Source organism: Microbacterium sp. CIAB417 (assembly GCF_022788845.1).
Genome location: NZ_JAHZUT010000009.1, coordinates 38,671 through 62,415, shown reverse-complemented (window position 1 = coordinate 62,415; position 23,745 = coordinate 38,671). Strand labels below are relative to the sequence as shown.

Sequence of the window (23,745 nt, the reverse complement as noted above, 5' to 3'; positions counted from 1 at the left end):
CTCGCGGCCGCCCCGGCCGCACGCCATAGACTTGACGGATGATCGACCTCGCTCTTCTCCGCGACAATCCCGACGTCGTCCGCCGCTCGCAGATCGCGCGCGGGCACGACGCGTCCACCGTCGATGCGGCGATCGAGGCCGACCGATCGCGCCGCGCTGCGCTGACCGCGTTCGAGGAGCTGCGCGCCGAGCAGAACGCGTTCGGCAAGCAGGTCGCGAAGGCGCCCAAGGAGGAGAAAGCGGCGCTCGTCGCGCAGGCCAAGGAACTCGCCGAGCGGGTCAAGCAGGCCCAGCACGCGTCGACCGAGGCCGCGGATGCCGCGGCATCCGCTCTGGCCCTGATCGAGAACGTCGTGATCGACGGCGTTCCCGCGGGCGGCGAGGCGGACTTCGTCGAGTTGCGCCGCGTCGGCGAGGTCCCCTCCTTCGACTTCGAGCCGCGCGATCACCTCGAGATCGGCGAGATCCTCGGCGCGATCGACATGGAGCGCGGCGTCAAGGTCTCCGGCTCGCGGTTCTACTTCCTGCGCGGCGTGGGCGCACGGCTCGAGATCGCGCTCATGAACATGGCGCTCGACAAGGCGCTGCAGAACGGCTTCGTGCCGCTCATCACCCCCACGCTCGTGCGCCCGGAGATCATGCAGGGCACCGGGTTCCTCGGCGAGCACGCCGACGAGGTCTACCACCTCGACAAGGACGACGACCTCTACCTGGTCGGAACCAGCGAGGTCGCCCTGGCGGGCTATCACAAGGACGAGATCGTCGACCTGTCGAAGGGCGCGCTGCGCTATGCCGGCTGGTCGACCTGCTACCGGCGCGAGGCCGGCTCGTACGGCAAGGACACCCGCGGGATCATCCGCGTCCACCAGTTCAACAAGCTCGAGATGTTCGTCTACACGACGCCGGAGGATGCCGAGGCCGAGCACCTGCGCCTCGTCGCGCTCCAGGAGGAGATGCTCACCGCGCTGGGGCTCGCGTACCGCGTGATCGACGTCGCCGCCGGCGACCTCGGCTCCAGCGCCGCGCGCAAATACGACATCGAGGCGTGGGTGCCGACGCAGGGGGCCTTCCGGGAGCTCACGTCGACCTCGAACTGCACGAGCTTCCAGGCGCGCCGCCTCGACGTGCGCTTCCGCCCGGAATCCGAGGACGGCCAGACCAGGACGCAGCACGTCGCGACCCTGAACGGCACGCTCGCCACGACGCGCTGGATCGTCGCGATCCTGGAGACGCACCAGCAGGCCGACGGCTCGGTGGTCGTCCCGGAGGTGCTGCGACCCTACCTCGGCGGGCTCGCCGTGCTGGAGCCGGAGGCGTGACGGCCGCGGCGACCGACGCGCCCTGGCTGGTCGGTCTCGACGTCGACGGCACGATCCTGCTGCAGGACGAGACCATGAGTCCCGGTGTCCCTGAGGCGGTCGGCCGCCTGCGCGACGCCGGGCACATGGTGACGATCGCGACAGGCCGGAGCTGGATGGCGACGCACCGCTACCTCGATGCGCTCGGGATCAGCCCGGAGTTCGTGGTCTGCTCGAACGGCGCGGTCACGATGCGGCGCGTGGACGGCGACTGGATGCGCTGGCATGTGGAGACCTTCGACCCGCACACCGTGCTGGGCCTGCTCGGCGATCGGCTGCCGGAGGCGCGCTACATGGTCGAGCTCGCCTCAGGGCAGCGCCTGTACACAGCGCAGCTCGACGACTGGACGCTCGACGGAGGCCGCCAGGTGACGTTCGAGGAACTCGGCGAGCAGCCGGTGTCGCGCGTCGTCGTCGTCGCGCCCGGTCACGACGAGGAGGACTTCCACCGACTCGTCGCGGATGCCGGGCTCAACGAGGTCTCCTACGCGATCGGGTGGACGGCTTGGCTGGACATCGCTCCGCAGGGCGTCGACAAGGGCACCGCGCTCGCGCGCGTCCATGCCGAACTCGGCATGGAGCCCGGCAAGGTGCTCGTCGCCGGAGACGGGCGCAACGATATCGGCATGTTCGGCTGGGCGCTTCGCGTCGGCGGACGGGCCGTGGCTATGGGGCAGGCGCCGGCGGAGGTGAAGGACGCTGCCGGCGAGGTGACCGAGGACGTCATCGACGGCGGTCTTGCCCTCGCGCTGGACACTCTGCTCACAGAAGCTCCCCAGGTCATGACGCGAGAATGAGAGTCGGCGTGGCCGGGGATTCCCGCGAACTCGGCTAGACTCGACCCCTGATCGGGCAGGTGCATTCCTGCGCGAGGAGGGTTGTCCGAGCGGCCGATGGAGCTGGTCTTGAAAACCAGTGGGCAGAGATGTCTCGTGGGTTCGAATCCCACACCCTCCGCAGAGCGAAAGGCACCGAGTGAGCGATAAGACCCCACTCCGTCGTACCGTCGCGCGTCACGGTCAGCTGCGCTCGCCGGGTCCGGTCTCGCAGCTGCTGAAGATCATCGGCATCGTCCTCGCGGTGGTGCTCGTCAGCGGTGTGGGCGTCGCCGCCTATGTGGGAACGACCCTGCTGAACACGGTGGCGGAGAACTCGGTCGATCTCGAGGGGCAGGAGTCCGTCCCGCCGGACATCGGCGCGTACAAGGGCGGATTCAACATGCTGCTCGTCGGTGTGGACGCCTGCGAGCCGGAGTACGCCGAGATGTTCGGCAAGCGCTGCGAGGATCGCGACGGCGATGCCACGCTCAACGACACGAACCTTCTGGTGCACGTCTCGGATGCCCCGCGCCGTGTGACGGTCGTCAGCATCCCCCGCGACACGATGCTCGCGATTCCGTCCTGCACCGACGAGGAGGGCAACACGCACTCCGCCATGAGCAAGCAGCCGCTCAACAGCGCCTGGGAGTACGGCGGGCTCAACTGCGTCGCGCAGACGGTCACGGAGCTCACCGGTCAGGACATCCAGTACGCCGCATCCGTCACGTGGGGCGGCGTGATCGAGATCACGAACGCCATCGGCGGGGTCGAGGTGTGCCTCGCGAGCGGCATCAAGGACAAGGCCACCGGCCTGGACATGGAAGCCGGCAACCACACGATCCAGGGCTACGAGGCGCTGCAGTTCCTGCGCACCCGCAAGGGCGTCGGAGACGGCAGCGACCTGGGGCGCATCGGCAACCAGCAGCAGTACATGTCGTCGCTGGCGCGCAAGATGCTCAGCTCCGAGGTGCTCGGCGACGTGGGGACCATGCTGAAGCTCGCCGACACCGCCGTGAACAACCTCACGACGAGTTCGACGCTGACCCCCATGACGATCGCCCAGATCGCACTCGCCCTCAAGGACGTCCCGACCTCGGACATCGTCTTCGTGCAGTACCCGACCGCCACCGATCCGGACGATGCGAACAAGGTCGTCCCGAGCTGGGAAGCCGCCGGGGAGCTCTTCGCGGCGATCGAGGCCAACCAGCCGCTCGAGATCACGCACGAGAACAACGAGAACGAGGGGGTCGTCGTCGAGGAGGCGCCCACGACCGAGGAGCCGGTCGAGCCCGTCGAGCCGACGGAGACGGCGACGCCGGCCCCGGACGCGTCCGAGACGGCCGTGGCTCTTCCCGACTCGATCAAGGGAAACTCCGCGGCGCAGCAGACCTGCTCCAACGGTAACGTCAAGGATTGAGCGGGGGATCCTCCCCGCCCGATCCGAAGGACACCGTGTGAGTGAGAAGACCCGCCGGCGGCGCACCGTGGCGCGGCACGGACAGCTGCGCAGCCCCGGCGCGCTCTCCCAGCTGCTGAAGATCGTCGGGGTCGTGCTCGCGGTCGTCCTCGTCAGCGGCGTCGGGGTGGTCGCGTTCGTCGGCAGCACGCTGATCGGTGACGTGACCGCCGATGCCGTCGAGCTGGAGGGCCACGAGTCCGTCCCGCCCGACATCGGTGCGTTCGAGGGCGGCTTCAACCTGCTGCTCACCGGCGTCGACACGTGCGAGCCGGAGTACGCTCACCTCTTCCGGGAACGGTGCACGGGTGCCGACTCCGAGGGCACGCTCAACGACGTCAACATGCTCGTGCACGTCTCGGACGAGCCGCGCCGGATCACGGCCGTCAGCTTCCCCCGTGACCTCATGGTCCCCATCCCGTCGTGCACGGCGCCGGACGGTACGGAGTACTACGGGACCGACAAGGGGCAGCTGAACACGGCGTATTCCGCCGGGGGACTGAACTGCGTCGCGAAGACGATCTCGGAGCTCACCGGCCAGGACATCCAGTTCGCCGCGGCGGTCACCTTCGGCGGCGTGATCGAGATCACGGATGCGATCGGCGGGGTCGAGGTGTGCCTGGCGAGCAGCATCCGTGACCGGCATACCGGACTCGACCTGGATGCCGGGACGCACACGATCTCCGGGGAGCGGGCGCTGGCGTTCCTGCGCACACGGCATGGCCTCGTCGGCGAGAGCGACCTCGCCCGCATCGGCAATCAGCAGGTGTACCTCAACGCGCTCGTGCGGAAGCTGCGGGCGGAGGAGACCCTCGGGGACGTCCCCACGGTGCTGCGCCTGGCGAACACCGGGCTGAGCAATATCGAGGCCAGCACGTCGCTGACGAACCCGATGCTCATCGCTCAGATCGCCCTCGCCGTGAAGGACGTGCCCTTCGAGGACATCGCGTTCCTGCAGTACCCGGTCAGCACGGACCCGAACGACGCGGACCGCGTCGTGCCGATCCGTTCGGCGGCGACCGCCCTGTTCGATGCCATCGCGGCGAATCAGCCCTTCCAGATCACGCACGAGGCCTCCCGTTACGACGGCGTCGTCGTCGAGGAGGGCGAGGCGCCCGAGACCACCGCGCCCGAGCCTGCGCCCTCGGCCGGGCCCGAGACGACCGCGCCGGCTCCGAGCCAGTCCGCTGTCGCGCTGCCGGAGTCGGTCAAGGGCACCACGGTCGAGCAGAAGACCTGCTCGAACGGCAACGGCCGCTGAGCCCGCTCGGTTCGTCTCCGCTCGTCCAGTCTCGCTCGTTGAGCGAGGACGGCGGAGCCGACCGAGTCGAAACGCGGTGATTGCTGCTCGGCGTCGGCTGCGTTTCGACTCGCTTCGCTCGCTCAACGAGCGAAGGGGGTGCGCTCAACGAACGGGGTCGGTGTCGTTCGTGTTGTCTCGTTCGTTGAGCGAGGCCGGCGGAGCCGACCGAGTCGAAACGCGGTGATTGCTGCTGGGTGCGTACCGCGTTTCGACTCGCTTTCCTCGCTCAACGAGCGAAAGAGGGGTTCGCTCAACGAGCGAAGAGAGGGGCGCGCTCAACGAGCGGGCGCGGGCTCGCGTCACGGCCGGGCCCGCGGGCTTCACCCGGTCGTCGAACGGCGCACCATGAGTTCAGGGGGGAACACGGTCTGACGCGGGATGCTGGCCGGATCCGCCGCCTCTTCGAGGACGATCCGCAACGCGGTACGGCCGATCATGCGACTCGGCTGCCGGATGGAGGACAGCGGAACGGCGGCCGCGGCCGCGAAGGGGATGTCGTCGAAGCCGATGAGCGCGATCTCCTCGGGCACCAGCATCCGGCCTCCGGCGACGAGGGACTGAAGCAGGCCGAGAGCGACGAGGTCGTTCGCGGCGAACAGCGCGTCGGGCCAGTCCCGACGCGGTCTCGTGAGCAGTCGCGCACCCGCTGCGGCGCCCTCGGCCACGGTCATCGCCGTCGTGGCGATGACTTCGAGCTCGACGCGGACGGGGGCGTTCTCGGCCGCGGCGCGTGCCCCGGCGAGGCGATCGGTGACCTGACGCATGTCGAACGGGCCGCCGACGAACGCGATCCGTCGCCGGCCGGACTCGATGAGATGATCCACAGCGAGCCGGCCCCCGGCCACGCTGTCGACCGAGACCGAGGAGAAGCCGCTGTCGGCGCTGAACCGGTCCACGAGCACCGTCGCGATGCCGCTCGACCGGAACCGGCGCAGCTGCGTCATGACATCGCCGTACGGTGCGATGAGAAGACCGCGGACCTGCTGCTCCCGGAACAGGTCGAGGTAGACCTTCTCGCGGGACGGATCCTCATCCGTGTTGCCGTACAGGATCGCGATCCCGTGGCTGGACGCCTCGTCCTCGGCTCCGCGGACCACATCGCTGTAGAACGGGTTCTGCCCGTCCAGCACCACGAACCCGACCGTGGTGCTGACGCCGGCGCGCAGCTTGCGCGCCGCGTCATTGCGCACGTACCCGAGTTCCTCGATCGCCCGGCTCACGCGCTCGACCGAGTCCGCCGAGACCTCGTCCGGTCGGTTCAGCACGTTCGACACGGTGCCCACGGAGACGCCGGCGCGCTGCGCGACGTCGCGGATGCTGACAGGCACCGGAGATCCTCTCGTCATCGGTCGGGTCACAGTTCGGTCGCAGGGGGTGTTGATCGGCGACCGGTCTCCCATACACTAGCCTGAAACCTGCCTGAATCGATTCATGTAAGGTTCATTCGGTACGAACCCGTTCGGCCTCGAAGGAGAGGACACCTCAGTGGCCGCAGAAGTCCCGCCCTCCGGCACGATGCCGCGCGCATCCGATCCCGCGCTCGAGCTGCATCGCGTCGTGAAGTCGTTCGGTCCCGTGATCGCGCTGCGCTCCGGCAGCCTGATCCTGCGCCCGCACTCGATCCACGCGCTCATCGGCGAAAACGGCGCCGGCAAATCCACGCTCGTCAAGATCATGGCGGGACTCTACCGCCGAGATTCCGGTGACTTCCGCCTGCACGGCGAGGACGTCGACTTCACCAGCACGGCGCAGTCGAAGGCCGCCGGAATCGCTGTGATCTACCAGGAGCCGACGCTCTTCCCCGACCTGTCGGTGACCGAGAACATCTTCATGGGACGTCAGCCGGTGAACCGGTACGGTCGCATCGATCGCAGGGCGATGCGCACCGAGGTCGAGCAGATCTTCCGGCGTCTCGGTGTGGCGATCGACCCCGATCGCATCACCGAGGGCCTGTCGATCGCCGACCAGCAGCTCATCGAGATCGCCAAGGCGATCTCGCTCGACGCCAGTGTGCTCGTGATGGACGAGCCGACGGCGGCGTTGAGCGGCGTGGAGGTCGATCGACTGTTCGCCGTCGCGCGAAGTCTGCGGGACGAGGGCAGGGCGGTCCTGTTCATCTCGCACCGCTTCGACGAGGTCTTCGCCCTGTGCGACACGGTCACCGTCATGCGCGACGGCGCCTACATCGCCACCACGCCGATCGCGGATACCACGGTCGACGAGCTCGTGCGCCAGATGGTCGGCCGCGACATCACCGAGCTGTTCCCGAAGCAGGATGCCGCGATCGGCGATCCCCTGCTCGAGGTGACCGGGCTGACCAGTCCCGGCGTGTTCCACGACATCTCTCTCACCGTGCGCTCGGGCGAGATCGTCGCGCTCGCCGGGCTTGTGGGGGCGGGTCGCAGCGAGGTCGCCAGAGCCGTCTTCGGGGTGGACGCCTACCGGGAGGGCTCGGTCCGGATGCTGGGGGCGCCGGTAGCCCGTCGGAATCCGACCGAGGCCATGCGGGCGGGGCTCGCCCTCGTCCCCGAGGACCGGCGCAAGCAGGGTCTCGTGATCGAGTCGGGCGTCGGCGGCAACATCACCCTCGCCATCCGGCGCCGCCTCGCCCGGTGGGGCCTGCTCACCAGCGGCATGGAGAACCGTGCCGCCCGGGAATGGGCCTCGCGCCTCGAGGTCAAGACGCACGCGCTGGACACCGTCGCCTCGACGCTGTCCGGTGGCAACCAGCAGAAGGTCGTCCTCGCCAAGTGGCTCGCGACGGACCCGAGGGTGCTCATCATCGACGAGCCCACCCGCGGCATCGACGTCGGGACGAAGTCGGAGGTGCACCGGCTTCTCTCGCAGTTGGCAGGGCAGGGCATGGGCATCCTCATGATCTCCTCCGAGCTTCCAGAAGTGCTCGGCATGGCCGATCGCGTCCTCGTCATGCGCGAGGGGCGCATCACCGCGGAGATCGACCGGGCGGACGCCACCAGCGAGAACGTCATGTTCGCCGCGACCCACGCATCGGAGCTGCACTCATGACCACCACAGCCCCTGCCCCCGCGTTCGCCGTGCGGAAGAGCTTCGGCGGCGTCGGACGCGCTCGCGAGCTCGGCATCCTGGCCGCGCTCGTCCTGGTCGTGCTCGCCGCCACGGTGAAGAACCCGAACTTCCTGTTCTCCGCCGACGGGTGGCGGGACCTGCTGCTGACCCCGTCCATCCTCGTCCTGGTCGCCGTGGGCCAGGCGATCGTGATCATCACACGCAACGTCGACCTGTCGGTCGGCTCCGTGATGGGACTGACCGCCTACCTCACCGGCCGTCTCTTCATCGACATCCCCGGCATCCCGATCGTGGTCGTGGTGCTCGCCGCCGTGCTGTTCGGGGCGGTGCTCGGCCTGATCAACGGCGCGCTCGTCGCCTTCGCCCGCGTGCCGGCGATGGTGATCACCCTCGGAACGCTCTACGCCTATCGCGGGATCAACGTCCTGTGGACCGGGAGCGATCGCGTGAACCCGTCCGACATGCCGAAGGACTTCCTGGCGCTCGGCACACAGCAGATCCTCTTCATCCCGGTGCTGTCGATCGTCGCCGTCCTCGTGCTCGCGGCGGCCGCCTGGTACATGCGCAACACCCGCGGAGGACGCGAGTACTACGCGATCGGATCCGATCCTGCGGCGGCCGAGCTTTACGGGCTCAAGGTCACGCGCCGCGTGCTCAGCGCGTTCATCCTGTCCGGTGCGCTCGCCGGCCTCGCCGGTGTGTTCTATGCGGCGCGCTACGGTTCGATCAGTTCGCAGGCGGGTTCCGGGTGGGAACTGGATGCCGTCGGGGCCGCCGTGATCGGCGGCATCGCCATCACCGGCGGTGTCGGGTCCGTCTGGGGCGCCGCCATCGGCGCGATGCTTCTGATGACCATCAACCGTGCTCTGCCCATCCTCGGCATCCCGGACTTCTGGCAGCGCGCTGTCGTCGGCGTGCTCATCATCGGAGCGATCGTGCTGGATCGCGTTCTCGCCGTGAGGCAGAGACGTCGGCTCATCGAGGCGAGGGACGAATCATGACCGCGACCACCACCACGACGACCCGCGTGATCCGCGACTTCGACCGGCCGCTCTGGCGACGGGTCCTCATCTCGAGAGAGTTCGCCATCATCGGGCTGCTCGCCCTCGTGATCGTCGTCGCGTCGGCCACCGTGCGCGGCTTCGGTCAGCCCATCACCTACAACTACCTGCTGCTGGATGTCGCCCCGATCCTGCTCATCGCGCTGCCGATGACGCTCGTGATGGTCACCGGGGAGATCGACCTGTCGGTCGGCTCCATGGTCGGTCTCGCCAGCGTCGTCACCGGCGTGCTCACCCAGGCGGGCGCCCCCTTCGAAGTCGCGGCGCTCGCCGCTCTGCTGGTCGGGGGAATCGGGGGAGCGTTCAACGGCTTCCTCGTCACAGTCGTCGGGCTGCCGTCGCTGGCCGTGACGATCGGCACCCTGGCGCTGTTCCGCGGGCTCGCGGTGGGCCTTCTCGGGACCACGGCGGTGACCGACTTCCCGGAGCTGTGGACGGATCTCGCCAAGGCGAAGATCGCCGGCACCACCATTCCGTACATCGTGGTGCCGTTCCTGATCCTGGTGGTGGTCTTCGCCGTCCTGCTGCACTTCACGCCCTTCGGGCGCGGCATCTACGCGATCGGTCTCTCGAAGGACGCGGCGCGCTTCTCCGGAGTCCACGTCGAGCGCACCAAGTTCATCCTCTTCGTGCTGGCCGGTCTCGTCGCCGCGTTCGCGGGCATCTTCTACACGCTGCGCTTCGGCAGCGCGCGCGGGGACAACGCGACCGGTCTCGAGCTGCAGGTGATCGCCGCGGTCGTGCTCGGCGGGGTCTCCGTCTTCGGAGGGCGCGGGCACCTGCACGGCGTCGTCGCGGCCGTGCTGCTGATCGGGGTGCTCTCCAGCGCTCTGCGCCTGGCCGGCGTCACGAGCGACGTCATCAACATCATCACCGGCGGCCTGCTGATCCTCTCGGTCGTCGGCGCCAGCATCCTGTCCTGGGCCGAGCGCATGCGCGCGAGGGTCGGGCCATCCCGCGTCGCAGCCTCTCCCGCACCATGAGGCGGCCTCTCGCCGCCGGCATCCGTCAGCGGTGACATCACGAAAGGAAGAACAATGAAGTTTGCACGCAAGCGCGTCACGGCCCTCGCGGCCGTCGCCGTCGCCGCAGCCCTCGTGCTGACCGGCTGCGCCGACACCGGGGGCGGAACGGACGGCGAGGGCGGCGGAACCGGCGGCGGATCCGACAACCTGACCATCACGTTCCTGCCCAAGAACCTCGGCAACCCGTATTTCGACACCTCCAGCACGGGCGGCAAGGCGGCCGTCGACGAGATCGGCGGCACGTTCGCCGAGGTCGGACCCGCCGAGGCGACCCCCGATGCCCAGGTCAGCTACATCAACACGGCCACGCAGCAGGGCGTCGGAGCGCTCGTCGTCTCGGCGAACGACCCGCAGGCGATCTGCGACGCGCTGAACGAGGCGCGCGATGCCGGGGTGAAGGTCGTGACCTTCGACTCCGACACGAATCCGGACTGCCGTGACCTGTTCATCAATCAGGCCGACGCCGAGGGCATCGCCAAGGTCCAGGTCGACCTCATCGCGGAGCAGATCGGCGGTGCGGGCGAGATCGCGATCCTGTCGGCATCCGCCAACGCGACCAACCAGAACGCCTGGATCGAGCTGATGGAGGAGTACCTCGCCAGCGATTACCCCGACATCACCCTTGTCGAGACCGTGTACGGCGACGACGACGATCAGACATCCTTCGACAAGACCGCGGCGCTGCTGCAGACGCACCCGGACCTGAAGGGCATCATCTCTCCGACGACCGTCGGCATCGCCGCGGCGGCGCGCTATCTGTCGACCTCGGACTACAAGGGAACGGTCGCGCTGACGGGTCTCGGCACGCCGAACCAGATGCGCGAGTACGTCGAGGACGGCACGGTCACCGCGTTCGCGCTGTGGAACCCGGAGGACCTCGGCTACCTGTCCGCCTACGCGGCCGCCGCGCTCATCCAGGGCGACATCACCGGCGAAGAGGGTGACACCTTCGAGGCGGGTGAGCTCGGCGAGTACGAGGTCGGCGCGGACGGCGTCGTGCTGCTGGGTGACCCGTTCGTGTTCGACGCGGACAACATCGGCGACTTCGACTTCTGATCCGTTGTGCGAACACGCGGCGCCCGGACCCTTCTCAGTGTCCGGGCGCCGCGCCGTCCACGGCGAGACGCGGTGACGGTCTCGACTCGCTTCGCTCGCTCACCCTTCTCGTTCGTTGAGCGAGGACGGCGGAGCCGACCGAGTCGAGACGCGGTGGGTGTTGCTGGGCGTGGGCCGCGTTTCGACTCGCTTCGCTCGCTCAACGAGCGGAGGAGGGGGCTCGCTCAACGGGCGGATCGGGCCGGCGACGTTCTCTCGTTCGTTGAGCGAGGACGGCGGAGCCGACCGAGTCGAGACGCGGTGGGTGCTGCTGGGCGTGGGCCGCGTTTCGACTCGCTTCGCTCGCTCAACGAGCGGAGGAGGGGGCTCGCTCAACGGGCGGATCGGGCCGGCGACGCTCTCTCGTTCGTTGAGCGAGGACGGCGGAGCCGACCGAGTCGAAACGGGGTAGGTGCTGCTGGGCGTGGGCTGCGTTTCGACTCGCTTCGCTCGCTCAACGAGCGGAGGAGGGGGCTCGCTCAACGAGCGGAGGAGGGGGCTCGCTCAACGAACGAACGAGGGGACCTGCTCAACGAGCGGAAGGGGGTGTTCACCGAGCGGGGAACACCGTGCCCACGGGGTCGTAGCGGACAGGGGAGTGCGTGCGCGCGACGAGGGCTCGCAGTTCTTCGAGCGTCGCGGGAGCGGCGCCCAGAGCGCGGGCCTGCACGAGGACGTTGCCGAGCGCCGTCGCCTCGACGGGACCGGCGAGCACGGGGATGCCCGAACGGTCGGCGGTCGCCTGGCACAGCAGCCGGTTGAGGGATCCGCCGCCGACGAGATGGATGGCGTCGATCGCTCGACCGGAGAGGTCTCCCGCCGTCCGCACGGCATCCGCGAACGCCTGAGCGATGGACTCGACGATCGCGCGCGCGAACGCGGCACGGCCGTCCGGAACCGGCGACCCCGCCGCGGCCAGCACGCCGGCGATGCGCGCGGGCATGTCACCGGGGGCGCTCAACGAGGGGTCGTTCGCGTCGAAAAGCGGGACGTCGCCGGTCACGGCGGCTGCGGCATCCAGCAGTTCGGGCAGGTCGATGGGCGCGCCATCCTCGGCCTCCCAGGCGCGCACGGTCTCGCTGAGCAGCCAGAGGCCGGTCACGTTGTGCAGGAAGCGGAAGCGGCCGTCCACGCCCAGTTCGTGCGTGAAGTTCGCCTCACGTGCGGCATCCGTCAGCACGGGCTCGGTCAGCTCGACGCCGACCAGACCCCAGGTGCCGCACGAGATGTACGCCGAATCCGGTGTCGACAGGGGAACGGCCACGACCGCGGAGGCCGTGTCGTGCGAGCCCACCGCGATGACCGGGAGGTCCCGGCCGATGCGCTCCACGATCTCCGGACGGAGCCTGCCGATCACGGTGCCGGGGTCGACGAGCGAAGGCAGGATGCCGGACGGGATGCCGAGCCGCTCGGCGAGTTCCCGGTCCCACTCCGACGACTCGACGCTCAGCAGCCCGGTCGTCGAGGCGTTCGTGCGCTCGGCCACGCGCGCGCCGGTGAGCAGGTACGCGACGAGGTCGGGGATCAGGAGCGATGACTCGGCGTTCGCGAGCGCCGGGTCCACCCGGTACTGGTAGAGCGTGTTGAACGGCAGGAACTGCAGGCCGTTGCGGCGGTACAGCTCGGGGAACGGGGCGATGGCATGGACCTCGGCGACGCCGCGCTCGCTGCGCTCGTCCCGGTAGTGGAACGGCTCGGCGAGCAGTTCTCCCTCGCGCAGCAGGCCGTAGTCGACCGCCCACGAATCGATGCCGATGCTCTCGATCGACGGCTCGCGACGTACGGCTTCGGCGAGACCGTCGAGAATGTGCGCGTAGAGGGCGTCGAAGTCCCAGTGCAGGCCGTCCTCGCGCTCGATCGGGCCGTTCGGGAAACGCGTCACGAGTTCGAGGTCGAGGGTGTCGTCGTCGATGCGCCCGATCACGACGCGACCAGAGGTGGCGCCGAGGTCGACCGCGGCGACCGCGCGGGTCACGCTGCTCTCCGCTCTTCGGCCTCGCTCGTCGAGTTGACGGAGCGAAGCGGGACGCGGCGACTGCGGATCAGCGAAGACCGCGTTTCGACTCCTCGCTGCGCTCGTCGCTCAACGAACGAGGGAAGGGGGTGCGCTCGTCGCTCGACGATCGAGGGGAGGGGGAGCTGTGCTCGTCGCTCGATGAACGAGGGAAGGGGGAGCTGTGCTCGTCGCTCGACGATCGAGGGGAGGGGGAGCTGCGCTCGTCGCTCGGCGAACGAGAGGGCTCGGGAGATGGGCGCGCTCATCGCAGGAATGCGGCGGCGACGCCGGAGTCGACGGGGATGTGCAGGCCGGTGGTGCGGCTGAGTTCGGGGCCGGTGAGCACGAACACGGCGTCGGCGACGTTCTCGGGGACGACCTCGCGCTTGAGGATCGTGCGGTTCGCGTAGAACTGGCCGAGGTCCTCTTCCGCGACGCCGTAGGTGGCGGCGCGGTTCGCGCCCCAGCCCGAGGCGAAGATGCCGGAACCGCGCACCACGCCGTCCGGGTTGATGCCGTTGACCCGGATGCCGTGCTCGCCGAGCTCGACGGCCAGCAGCCGCACCTGGTGCGCCTGATCGGCCTTCGTCGCCGAGTAGGCGATGTTGTTCGGGCCGGCGAAGACGGAGTTCTTCGACGAGATGTAGATGATGTCGCCGCCGAGCTTCTGCTCGATGAGGATCCGCGCTGCGGCCTTCGAGACGAGGAACGAGCCCTTGGCCATGACGTCGTGCTGCAGGTCCCAGTCCTTCTCGGTGGTCTCCAGCAGAGGCTTCGACAGCGAGAGTCCGGCGTTGTTGACCACGAGGTCCACGCCGCCGAACGCGAGCACCGCCTCGTTCAGTGCCGCCTGCACGGCGTCCGCGTCGGCCACGTTCGCGGCGACGCCGATCGCGACGTCCGTGTTCCCGAGCTCGGCCGCGGCGGCCCGGGCCTTGTCGAGATCGAGGTCCGCCACGACGACGCACGCGCCCTCCGCCGCCAGACGCGTGGCGATGGCCTTGCCGATGCCGCTGGCGGCACCGGTCACGAACGCGATGCGGCCCTGGTGCGTCTTCGGCTTCGGCATCCGCTGCAGCTTGGCCTCCTCGAGCGCCCAGTACTCGATCCGGAACTTCTCGGCGTCCGAGATGGGGGAGTAGGTCGACAGCGCCTCGGCGCCGCGCATGACGTTGATCGCGTTGACGTAGAACTCGCCGGCGACCCGAGCGGTCTGCTTGTTCGCGCCGTAGGAGAACATGCCCACGCCGGGGACGAGCACGATGAGCGGGTCGGCGCCGCGGATGGCCGGGCTGTCCGCGTCCGCGTGGGCGTCGTAGTACGCCTGGTAGTCCGCGCGGTACTCCTCGTGCAGCTCGTGCAGCCGGGCGATCTGCTCCTCGAGGGATGCCGTGGCGGGAAGGTCGAGGATCAACGGCTTGACCTTGGTGCGCAGGAAGTGATCGGGACAGCTGGTGCCGAGCGCTGCGAGTCGTGGAGCCTCGGACGAGGCGAGGAAGTCGAGCACGACCTCGGCATCCGTGAAGTGGCCGACCATGGGCTTGTCGTGCGAGGCGATGCCGCGGATCGTGGCGGCAAGGGATGCTGCCCGCTCCCGCCGCTCGCCAGCGGGCAGGGCTTCGAAACCGGAGCGCACCGGGCCGAACGGCTCGGCCTTGCCGTGCTCGGCGATGTAGGCCGCCGCCGTGTCGATGATCCACAGCGAGTTGGCCTCGGCCTCCTCCGAAGTGTCGCCCCAGGCCGTGATGCCGTGGCCGCCGAGGATCGTGCCGATCGCCTGCGGATTGGCCTTCTTGATCTCGGCGATGTCGAGTCCGAGCTGGAAACCGGGACGGCGCCACGGCACCCACACGACCTTGTCGCCGAAGATGGTCGCGGTGAGCTGCTCGCCGTCCGCGGCGGTCGCGATCGCGATTCCCGAGTCGGGGTGCAGATGGTCGACGTGCGCGGCATCCACGAGACCGTGCATGGCCGTGTCGATCGAGGGCGCAGCACCGCCCTTGCCGTGCAGACAGTAGTCGAACGCGGCGACCATCTCGTCCTCGCGTTCGATGCCGGGGTAGACGTCCACGAGCGCGCGCATGCGGTCCAGGCGCAGCACCGCGAGACCCGGCTCCTTCAGAGTGCCCAGGTCACCGCCCGAGCCCTTGACCCACAGCAGCTCGACCGGCTGCCCGGTCACCGGATCGGTCTCGGTGCCCTTCGCCGACGTGTTGCCGCCGGCGTAGTTCGTGTTCTTCGGATCGGCGCCCAGACGGTTCGATCGCTCGATGAGCGCAGCGGCAGTGGGGTTCGTCATCAGGAGATTCCTTCGGAGAGGGTGGGTGAGAGCTGGGCGAGACGGGCGGCGATCCGCTCGAGGGAACGGGTGGCGGCGGGCTCGTCGGGACGGTTCAGGTGCCCGTGCTGTGTGCCGGGTTCGGTGACAACGTCGACGTCGCGCCCGGCCGCCGCGAGCGTGCGGGCGAAGAGCTCGCCGGAGACGCGCAGCTCGTCGATGTCGCCGTTGATCATGAGCGTGGGAGGGAAATCGGTGAGATCGGCGGCTTCGGCCAGTCCCGGCACGGCCGCCAGCGGCGCCCCGTCGACCGGTCCGCCGAGGTAGTTCTCGTACATGGACAGCACGGATGCCGGACCGAACCGGTCGGCGTCCGGATTCGCGTCGAGCGCGGCGCGCAGCGCGGCATCCGGGGCGGGCTGCACGGCGAGCAGGGTCGGGTAGGCGAGGACGACGAGCGCCGGGGACTCGCCGGAACCTGCGAGGCGCAGGGCGGCTCCGGCCGCGAGGTTGCCTCCGGCGCTGGTGCCGCCGATGGCGAGGGCCTCCGGCACGATGCCGAACTCCTGCGCGTGGTCGCGCGTCCATCGCCACGCCGTGATCATGTCGTCGGAGCCCGCAGGATAGTGCTGGCCGGGCCGGGCGGCCATGTCCTCGCGGAAGCCCTCCGGAACAGGGGCGAGCCGATAGTCGACGGAAACGACGGTAGTGCCGCGGGCGGCGAGCCGCCGGGAGACCCAGTCGGATTCCGGCATGTCGAGGTCGCCGAAGGCGAACGCGCCGCCGTGCGCCCACACGAGGCCGGTGCCGTCGGGGGCATCCGCCGGATACACGCGGACGAGTCCGTCCGCGGCGGGAAAGGGCGTGGTCATCGGGTCTCTGCTCTCGTGAGGTGGTGCGCCGGGGGCGCGGGGATCGGCTTCCCGCGCCCCCGACGGGTCTGGTGATTCAGGCGCCCCAGCCGGCCTGGACGCCGCCGACGCGCTCGTCGGCGATCTTCTTCTGGTAACCGGAGGCCGCGTACGCCGCCATGGGGTCGGCGGCGAGGCCCCGGCTCTCGCGCCACTCGGCCAGTGCCGGGCGGACGTCGGTGTAGAAGGCATCCATCAAGATCGCGTTCGCGGCCAGCACGTCGCCGGAGCGCTGGGCGGCGGTGAGGGCGTCGCGGTCGACGAGCAGGGCGCGCGCCGTCATCTCCTGGACGTTCAGCACCGAGCGGATCTGGCCGGGGATCTTGTCCTCGACGTTGTGGCACTGGTCGAGCATGAAGGCCACGTCGGGGTTGTTCAGGCCGCCGCCGCGGATCACCTCGAAGAGGATCCGGAACAGCTGGAACGGGTCGGCGGCACCGACGATCAGGTCGTCGTCCGCGTAGAAGCGCGAGTTGAAGTCGAACGAGCCGAGCTTGCCCAGGCGCAGGAGCTGCATGACGATGAACTCGATGTTCGTACCGGGGGCGTGGTGACCGGTGTCCAGACACACCATCGCCTTGTCGCCGAGCGCAGCGACCTGCGCGTAGGACGTGCCCCAGTCCGGAACGTCGGTGTGGTAAAACGCAGGCTCGAAGAACTTGTACTCCAGCACGAGGCGCTGGTCGTCGCCGAGGCGGGCGTAGATCTTCTCGAGGGAGTCGTGCAGGCGGTCCTGGCGCCCGCGCAGGTCGGCCTGGCCGGGGTAGTTCGAGCCCTCGGCGAGCCAGATCTTCAGATCGCGGGATCCGGTGGCGTTCATGACGTCGATGCACGCGAAGTGGTGGTCGATCGCCTTCTGGCGGACCGCGGCGTCCTCGTGCGTGAGGGCGCCGAACTTGTAGTCGTCGTCCTGGAAGGTGTTCGAGTTGATCGTGCCGAGCGAGACCCCGAGATCCTCGGCGTGCTTGCGCAGATCGTCGAAGGAGTCGACGAGGTCCCACGGGATGTGCAGCGCGACGGAGGGGGCGAGCGCGGTGTACGCGTTCACCTGCGCTGCATCCGCGATCTTCTCGTACGGATCGCGCGGCGTGCCGGGCGTGCCGAACACCTTGAACCGGGTGCCGGAGTTGCCGAAGGCCCAGCTGGGCAGCTCGATGCCCTGCTGCTCCAGTGCGGCGAGGTTCGAGGGGGAGAGGACGGACATGTTCACTCGCTTTCTGCGGTTTCGGATGCTGCGGCGGAGAGCTGCTCCGCCAGGTTGAAGACTTCGGTGAGCGGGGTCGCCGCCTGATCCGGCCGGCCGTCGAGACCCACGAAGAATCGGGCCATCTCCGCCTCCCAGCGGCCGGCGACCTCGGAGGCCGCGAGGTAGGCCTGCGCGGCTGCGTCGTCGTCCGTCTCGTAATAGCCGACGAGCCGGCCGCCCTCGCCGAGGAACAGCGAGTAGTTGCGCCGGCCGGCGGCGGCGATCTCCGCGAGCATCTCGGGCCAGACCGGAGAATGGCGCGCCAGGTACTCGTCCAGCAGCTCGGGGCGCACCTGCAGCTGGAAGCACACGCGAGTGGGTGCGGTCATCGTCGACGGGCTCCTCGGCTTGTTGTGAATCGTTTCAAGAATAGATCGCGGGCGCGGTCGATGCAACACCTGCGGCCGTCATCCGTGCGACACCGGCGATTCACCCTCCGTTCTCCGTCCGGCGTCGTCCGGTTCAGCCGAGAGCGATTCTCTGATGTCCCGTGACCTTCCGCTCGCTTCCTCGTGTCCGTGCCCTTCTCGCGGGAATCGCCGCCGTCGCCGTCGGGGCGACCGGTGTCGGCGTCGCCGCTCCCGCCTTCGCCGCGGAGGAGCTGCCGGAGCTGGTGATCACGGAGATCATGCCCGACAATGCGGGCACGCCCTCCGACCAGGACTACTTCGAGTTCCTCGAGATCGCGAACACCACCGACGCCCCGATCGACGTCGCCGACCACGCGCTGCAGTACAACGGGGCGTCGTGGATCGAACTCGTCGCGCCGGGCGGGGGCGATGCGGGCGAGGCCGTGATCCCCGCGCACGGGTCGGCCGTGCTCTGGCTGCGGTACGCCGTGGGGTCGGGTGAGGCCGCGGTCGAGCAGTGGCAGCTCGACGATGCGGACTTCCGCGCGCACTACGGCGACGAGTCGTCGACCTATCCGCTGTTCTACGCGGTGGGGCAGGGCGGCTTCGCCAACAGCGGTGCGCGCGAGTTCCGCCTGTTCGCACCGGACCGCACGACCCTCGTCTCGGGCGTCGACTACGACCGGACGAGCAACAAGGGCCTGTCCGAGCAGTACACGGTCCCGGCCTCGGGCGCGGTGCTCGCGGACGCGGTCACGGGCGCTCCGACGCCCGGCACCGTCGATCCGGCCCAACTGGTCCGTCCCGAAGGCGGCGAGACGCCCACCGACCCGACCGGCCCCGACCCGGACCGCCCGACCGATCCGGAGCTGAGAGCGCCGCTCCTGCAGATCACGGAGCTCGCTCCGGACACCGCCAACGTCGACGGCGCCGACGGTTACGAGTTCGTCGAGATCTTCAACGCCTCCGACGCACCGATCGACTTCCGCGACTACGCGCTCAGCTACCTGTACACCGACAACGCGCTGAGCGCCCCCGTGACGCTGAACGCGACGCTGTGGCCGGCGACCCCCGCCGACGTCGTGATCCCCGCGGGCGGGACGCTCGTGGCGTGGATCGTGAACCCGGCCGGCGTCGCGGCCGGACTCACGGTCGACGATTTCAACGCGGCCTTCGGCACCGACCTCGCGCTCGGCGAGGACATCGTCCAGCTCTTCACGGGAGGGATGGCGAACGGCGGCTCGCGCGGCATCCAGATCGCCACCGCGACCGGACACGACGTCAGCCGGGCCTATTACTTCGCCGACGACCAGACCACCGCGAGCACCGCGATCCAGTACGGCTGGAACCCCGGGGCCGGTGAGCACCTGTGGGCGCCGGAGGCGCCCGACGGCACGACGCAGACGATGCTCGCGCTCGCCGCCCCGACTCCGGGATCCGTCAGCGCCGGGCAGGTGCCGGCCGCCTTCGTCGCCGCTCCGGCTGCAGGAGAAGCTCCGATCATCGCCGACCTGACGGGCGGCACGGACGTCCCCGAGACGGCCGATCTCGACCTCGGCTTCACGATCACGGACGACGTCCTGGTGCGCTCGGTCACCCTCGAGCTCACGGACAACCTCGGCGCGGTTCAGACCAGGAACCTCACGGTCGCAGCGGCCGATCGGTACGACTACTCGGTCCCCGCCGCGGACCTGTTCGGCAAGCGCTGGATCGAGTACACAGTCACCGCGAGCGATGGGATGCAGCGCACCAGCCTGGGGCCCGTGCGCGTCGCCCTCGTCGACGGCGAGCCGGCGCCGGTGCGGCTCAACCTCACGGAGGGCCAGTTCGTCGCCGGGTCGGTGCGGGTCGCGGCCACCGGAGACGGCGTCCGCCTCGAGATCGACGGCACCGAGGTCGAGGGCGCCACGCCGTCCCTGGAGACCGGACCGGTGTTCGCGTTCGAGGCGACCAACACCGACGCCTTCTTCCGCAACGGCGTCAAGCTCGGCGACGAGGTGCTGCGCATCTTCGACGAGGGCTTCTACGAGCGCATCGTCACGGTCGACGCGACGGTCCCGGTCGAGCGCGTCGCCCCCGGGGAGCAGGTGACCCTGTCGGTCACGGCCGGCACCAAGGCCTGGCCGAACGCCGACGTCAACGAGAACAACGACGACTTCGCGGCGCAGAACCTGCGCCTCGCTCTGCCGGACGGGCGCGTCCTGCTGCCCGAGCACTGCGCCACGACGAAGGAGCAGGACGGACAGGTCACCGCCCCCGCGTTCGTCGAGTGCCCCGATCCGTCCGAGCGGATCGCGTTCAGCGACGCGGCGCTGGTGTCGTTCCTGGCGACGTTCACGATCCCGGAGGACGCGTTCACCTCGGTGGCGACCCAGTGGGACACGACGGTCGTCGCGGACGGAGACCACGCGATCACGGCACGGGCCGGCGCGGACGAGGTCACCACGACGGTGGCCGTCGACAACACGGCCCCGGCCATCGCGCCCACCGTGAACGAGGGCGAGAGGTACCGCGGTCACCTGGTCGTGGATGCCGCCGCGACCGACGACGGAGCAGGCGTCGCCGAGATCACGGCGACGCTGGACGGCGTCCCGATCGCCGTGCCGCTGGAGACCTCCTCTCTGGCGCTCGCCCCCGGCGCGCACGTCGCGGAGTTCACGGCTACGGATGCCGTGGGCAACGCCGCCACGACCTCGGTGTCGTTCGAGACCGCCGACGAGCGGCCGGCGATCCGGCTCGACGGACCGACCGACGGTGAGATCATCGAGGGCGATGTCGCGGAACTGACCGCCACCCCGACCTCGGCCGAGGAGGATGCGCTCGACGTGAGCTTCCGGGCCGGCCACGGCTACGCGCCCGGCGACGAGGAGCTCACGGTGAGCACGGGAACGGTCTCCGACTCGCAGGCGGTGGACCGCAGCGGCGGCGACGTGCTGGGCGCCGACGACCTCGCGGCGCTGCTGGGCACCGACGGGGTGGACGTCGAGACGACGAGCACCACCGGCCTGCCGTATCAGCTGTACACGATCGCCGTGGCGCAGGACGTCGGCACCGGAGCGCTCGCGCGGGTCGACTGGCGCGGCAGCGCCAACGCCGGCGCGAAGGTGATCCTGTACGTGCGCACGGTCGACGGTGCATGGGAGCAGGTCGCCGAGCATCTGACGACGGGGGAGGCCGAGACCGACTTCACCCTCGGGACGCTCGTGCCCGTCGACGGTCACGTCGTGGACGGACAGCTGACCCTGCTCGTCCAGCATTCCGACGGGTTCTCGGCCGACAACCTGTCGACCCGCACGAGCGCGGTCGAGCCGTACCACCCCGACGCCACGCCGCGCGGCGAGTACGACTTCACGATCGCGATCGAGAGCGACACCCAGTACTACAACGAGACCGACGACTACTACCCGCATCAGCTCGCGATCCACGAGTTCCTGCTGGACCAGCGCGAGAATCTCAACCTGCAGTACATGATCCACAACGGCGACATCGTCAACGTCCACACCGACCCGCATCAGTGGGACAACGCGAACGCCGCCTACACGATGCTCGATGAGGCGCAGCTCCCGTACGGCGTTCTGGCGGGCAACCACGACGTGGGCGGCCACGCCGCCGACTACACCGAGTACTCGCGCCACTTCGGCGAGGCCCGCTACGCCGCCAACCCCTGGTACGGCGGGTCGTACAAGGACAACCGCGGCCACTACGACCTCGTGTCCGCCGGCGGGATCGACTTCCTGATGGTCTACATGGGATGGCCCACGCCCAACGACGAGGCCGACAACAGCGAGGACATCGCCTGGCTGAACGAGGTGATCCAGCGCTACCCGGAGCGCAAGGTGTGGATCAACCTGCACGAGTACATGCTCACCACCGGAGGTCTCGGCCCCTTCCCGCAGCGCGTCTTCGACGAGGTGGTGACGCCCAACGCCAACGTGTTCGCGGTGAGCTCGGGCCACTACCACGACGCCTACACGCGGACGGATGAGATCGACGACGACGGCGACGGCGTCGCGGACCGCACGGTGTACTCGATGCTGTTCGACTACCAGGGGCTGCCGGAAGGCGGACAGGGCTACCTGCGTCTCGCGCACTTCGACAACGAGGGCGGGCGGATCCTCGTGCGCACCTATTCGCCGTCGCTGGACGACTTCGACTCCGACGAGCCGTCGCTGAACGATCCCGCGGGCATGCAGGAGTTCGAGATCCCCTACGAGGCCGTGGGCATCGTGCCGGCATCGAAGACGCTCGCGGCGGACTCGTTCCGCGCCGAGATCCTGACGGCGAACGAGATCGGCGCGCAGGCCGGGGTCGCCTCGGGTGCCCAGGCGACGGCGACCTGGTCGGACCTGACCGAAGGAGAGCACGGTTGGTACGTGGTCGCCACCGGCCCGCACGGCGGAACAGAGTACTCCGAGGTGCGCTCGTTCCGCACGGTTCCCGCCGACGGCGAGGAGCCGGGCGGCCCCGGGGACGGGGAAGGCGGCGGCGAACCGGGCGACGGCGGCGGCGAGCCGGGCGATGGCGACGGCGGATCCGGCGGCGAACCCGGAATCGAGCCGCACGGCACGGTCACGGCGGCACCGGGATCCGCGCTGGTCCCCGGCGGGCGCATGCAGGTGGAGTTCACCGGCTTCCAGCCCGGAGAGGAGGTGCGCTTCGTGCTGCACTCCACCCCGACCGAGCTGGACGGCGTGCTCACCGTGGCGGCCGACGGAACGCTGACCGGCGTCCTCGACATCCCCGAGGACGTGGAGGCGGGAACCCACCAGCTCGAGGCGATCGGCGCCTCCGGCCTGTCGGTGCTCTCCGAGTCGTTCCGGATCTCCGAGGCTTCAGCCGGCGGCTCCCTGCCGATGACCGGAAGCGACCCGACCGTCGGGATCGTCGCCGGGGCTGCGCTGCTGCTTCTCGGAGGAGCGCTGGCCCTCGGCATCCGCCGCCGCCGTACGACCTGATGCTCCGGCGCGCGCCGGGATGATGCGCCGGCGCGCGCCGAGGCGATACCGTCGGCGTCATGGAGCATCAGGAACGGGCGCTCGCCGCCTACGTCGATCAGGTCGCCGCCGATCCGGACACCGTCGGCGTCGTCGTCATCGGCTCGGTGGCGCGCGGCACCGAGCGCGAGGACTCGGACGTCGACGTGTACCTCGTGGTCACCGCGGACGCGTTCGCGCGCTCCGCGGCCGAGGATCGCTGGGCCTGGGTCGATCGCCGCGGGCGGGACTACCCGGGGTCGTACATCGACGTGAAGCTCGCGGACCTCGACTACCTGCGTCGAGCGGTCGAGCGGGCGGACGATCCGACCAGGGCCTCGTTCGCCGGCGCGCGCGTCGTCTTCAGCCGGGCGGAGGAGCTGGAATCCCTGGTGTCCCGGATCAGCCGACTCGGCGAGGACGTCTGGGCGGAACGGATCCGCTCCCACGTCGCGCAGGCGCATCTGCACGGCGGGTACTTCCTGCGCCAGGCCGAGGAGCACGGCGACCCGTTCCTGCTTCAGCACGCCGCGGTCCATCTGACGCTCGCCGCGGCGCGGGCGGCGCTCGCCGCGGATCACCGGCTCATGCCCGGTCCCAAGTACATCCACCGCCTCGTCCGGGAGGTCCCGAGTCCTGCCGGGTTCGTCGCGGCGTGGGACGCCGTCGTGGCGGACCCGGGCGCCGGGACGGCGAACGCGCTGATCGCGATCCTGGACGAGTGGCTCGGCCGGGACCAGACCCGCGACGAGTCGCTGTCGGTGTTCATCCGCGACAACGAGCTCGCGTGGCTGCGGGGCACGGTCCCGGCCGAGTACTTCTGACGT

Annotated in this window: 16 protein-coding genes and 1 tRNA gene; 11 read left to right on the top strand and 6 right to left on the bottom strand. The window is 69.6% G+C overall.

Annotated features, from left to right (window positions below; all coding sequences use genetic code 11):
* Nucleotides 1-38: 38 nt before the first annotated feature.
* From serS to KYX17_RS26915, 5 genes are all read left to right on the top strand, one after another.
* Nucleotides 39-1,319, top strand: coding sequence for a serine--tRNA ligase (gene serS, locus KYX17_RS26935; protein ID WP_243231785.1), 1,281 nt, complete (start codon nucleotides 39-41; stop codon nucleotides 1,317-1,319).
* Nucleotides 1,316-2,155, top strand: a complete 840-nt coding sequence (locus KYX17_RS26930) for an HAD family hydrolase (protein ID WP_243231783.1) — start codon at nucleotides 1,316-1,318, stop codon at nucleotides 2,153-2,155. The genes serS and KYX17_RS26930 overlap by 4 nt, the downstream gene beginning before the upstream one ends.
* Before the next feature lie 75 nt (nucleotides 2,156-2,230).
* A tRNA-Ser gene (locus KYX17_RS26925) sits at nucleotides 2,231-2,315 on the top strand.
* Nucleotides 2,316-2,333: 18 nt separating this feature from the next.
* Entirely contained in the window at nucleotides 2,334-3,593 is a 1,260-nt protein-coding gene (locus KYX17_RS26920; RefSeq protein WP_243231781.1) for an LCP family protein, read from the top strand.
* A gap of 37 nt (nucleotides 3,594-3,630) precedes the next feature.
* Nucleotides 3,631-4,893, top strand: a complete 1,263-nt coding sequence (locus KYX17_RS26915) for an LCP family protein (RefSeq protein ID WP_243231779.1) — start codon at nucleotides 3,631-3,633, stop codon at nucleotides 4,891-4,893.
* 362 nt (nucleotides 4,894-5,255) lie between these two features.
* Here KYX17_RS26915 and KYX17_RS26910 read toward each other — a convergent pair whose 3' ends face one another.
* Nucleotides 5,256-6,263 (bottom strand): LacI family DNA-binding transcriptional regulator, encoded by a 1,008-nt coding sequence (locus KYX17_RS26910; RefSeq protein ID WP_243231777.1) that lies wholly within the window; start codon nucleotides 6,261-6,263, stop codon nucleotides 5,256-5,258.
* A gap of 187 nt (nucleotides 6,264-6,450) precedes the next feature.
* Between KYX17_RS26910 and KYX17_RS26905 the strand changes: the two genes are divergently transcribed.
* From KYX17_RS26905 to rhaS, 4 genes are read left to right on the top strand one after another with little or no spacing between them, the layout of a single operon-like run.
* The gene (locus KYX17_RS26905) at nucleotides 6,451-7,962 is read left to right on the top strand and encodes a sugar ABC transporter ATP-binding protein (RefSeq protein WP_243231956.1); all 1,512 of its coding nucleotides are present in this window, start codon (nucleotides 6,451-6,453) and stop codon (nucleotides 7,960-7,962) included.
* Complete coding sequence (locus KYX17_RS26900) at nucleotides 7,959-8,984, top strand: ABC transporter permease (protein ID WP_243231776.1); 1,026 nt, start codon at nucleotides 7,959-7,961, stop codon at nucleotides 8,982-8,984. The genes KYX17_RS26905 and KYX17_RS26900 overlap by 4 nt, the downstream gene beginning before the upstream one ends.
* Nucleotides 8,981-10,027, top strand: coding sequence for an ABC transporter permease (locus KYX17_RS26895; RefSeq protein ID WP_243231775.1), 1,047 nt, complete (start codon nucleotides 8,981-8,983; stop codon nucleotides 10,025-10,027). Before KYX17_RS26900 ends, KYX17_RS26895 begins: the two co-directional genes overlap by 4 nt.
* Nucleotides 10,028-10,081: 54 nt before the next feature.
* A complete protein-coding gene (gene rhaS, locus KYX17_RS26890; RefSeq protein ID WP_243231774.1) occupies nucleotides 10,082-11,125 on the top strand; it encodes a rhamnose ABC transporter substrate-binding protein in 1,044 nt (347 codons plus the stop codon).
* 589 nt (nucleotides 11,126-11,714) lie between these two features.
* On the opposite strand, the gene KYX17_RS26885 is transcribed toward rhaS, so the two are convergent.
* The 5 genes from KYX17_RS26885 to KYX17_RS26865 form a co-directional block, all read right to left on the bottom strand.
* Nucleotides 11,715-13,139 (bottom strand): rhamnulokinase family protein, encoded by a 1,425-nt coding sequence (locus tag KYX17_RS26885; protein WP_243231769.1) that lies wholly within the window; start codon nucleotides 13,137-13,139, stop codon nucleotides 11,715-11,717.
* A 283-nt stretch (nucleotides 13,140-13,422) separates the two neighbouring features.
* Nucleotides 13,423-15,459, bottom strand: coding sequence for a bifunctional aldolase/short-chain dehydrogenase (locus KYX17_RS26880; RefSeq protein WP_243231767.1), 2,037 nt, complete (start codon nucleotides 15,457-15,459; stop codon nucleotides 13,423-13,425).
* The gene (locus tag KYX17_RS26875) at nucleotides 15,459-16,310 is read right to left on the bottom strand and encodes an alpha/beta hydrolase (RefSeq protein ID WP_243231765.1); all 852 of its coding nucleotides are present in this window, start codon (nucleotides 16,308-16,310) and stop codon (nucleotides 15,459-15,461) included. The genes KYX17_RS26880 and KYX17_RS26875 overlap by 1 nt, the downstream gene beginning before the upstream one ends.
* Before the next feature lie 76 nt (nucleotides 16,311-16,386).
* Nucleotides 16,387-17,553, bottom strand: coding sequence for an L-rhamnose isomerase (gene rhaI, locus KYX17_RS26870; protein WP_243231764.1), 1,167 nt, complete (start codon nucleotides 17,551-17,553; stop codon nucleotides 16,387-16,389).
* A gap of 2 nt (nucleotides 17,554-17,555) precedes the next feature.
* Nucleotides 17,556-17,924 (bottom strand): L-rhamnose mutarotase, encoded by a 369-nt coding sequence (locus KYX17_RS26865; RefSeq protein ID WP_243231763.1) that lies wholly within the window; start codon nucleotides 17,922-17,924, stop codon nucleotides 17,556-17,558.
* Nucleotides 17,925-18,085: 161 nt separating this feature from the next.
* Here KYX17_RS26865 and KYX17_RS26860 point away from each other — a divergent pair, with 161 nt between their 5' ends.
* Nucleotides 18,086-22,900, top strand: coding sequence for a metallophosphoesterase (locus KYX17_RS26860; RefSeq protein ID WP_243231762.1), 4,815 nt, complete (start codon nucleotides 18,086-18,088; stop codon nucleotides 22,898-22,900).
* A gap of 59 nt (nucleotides 22,901-22,959) precedes the next feature.
* Nucleotides 22,960-23,742 (top strand): nucleotidyltransferase domain-containing protein, encoded by a 783-nt coding sequence (locus KYX17_RS26855; protein WP_243231756.1) that lies wholly within the window; start codon nucleotides 22,960-22,962, stop codon nucleotides 23,740-23,742.
* Nucleotides 23,743-23,745: the final 3 nt, after the last annotated feature.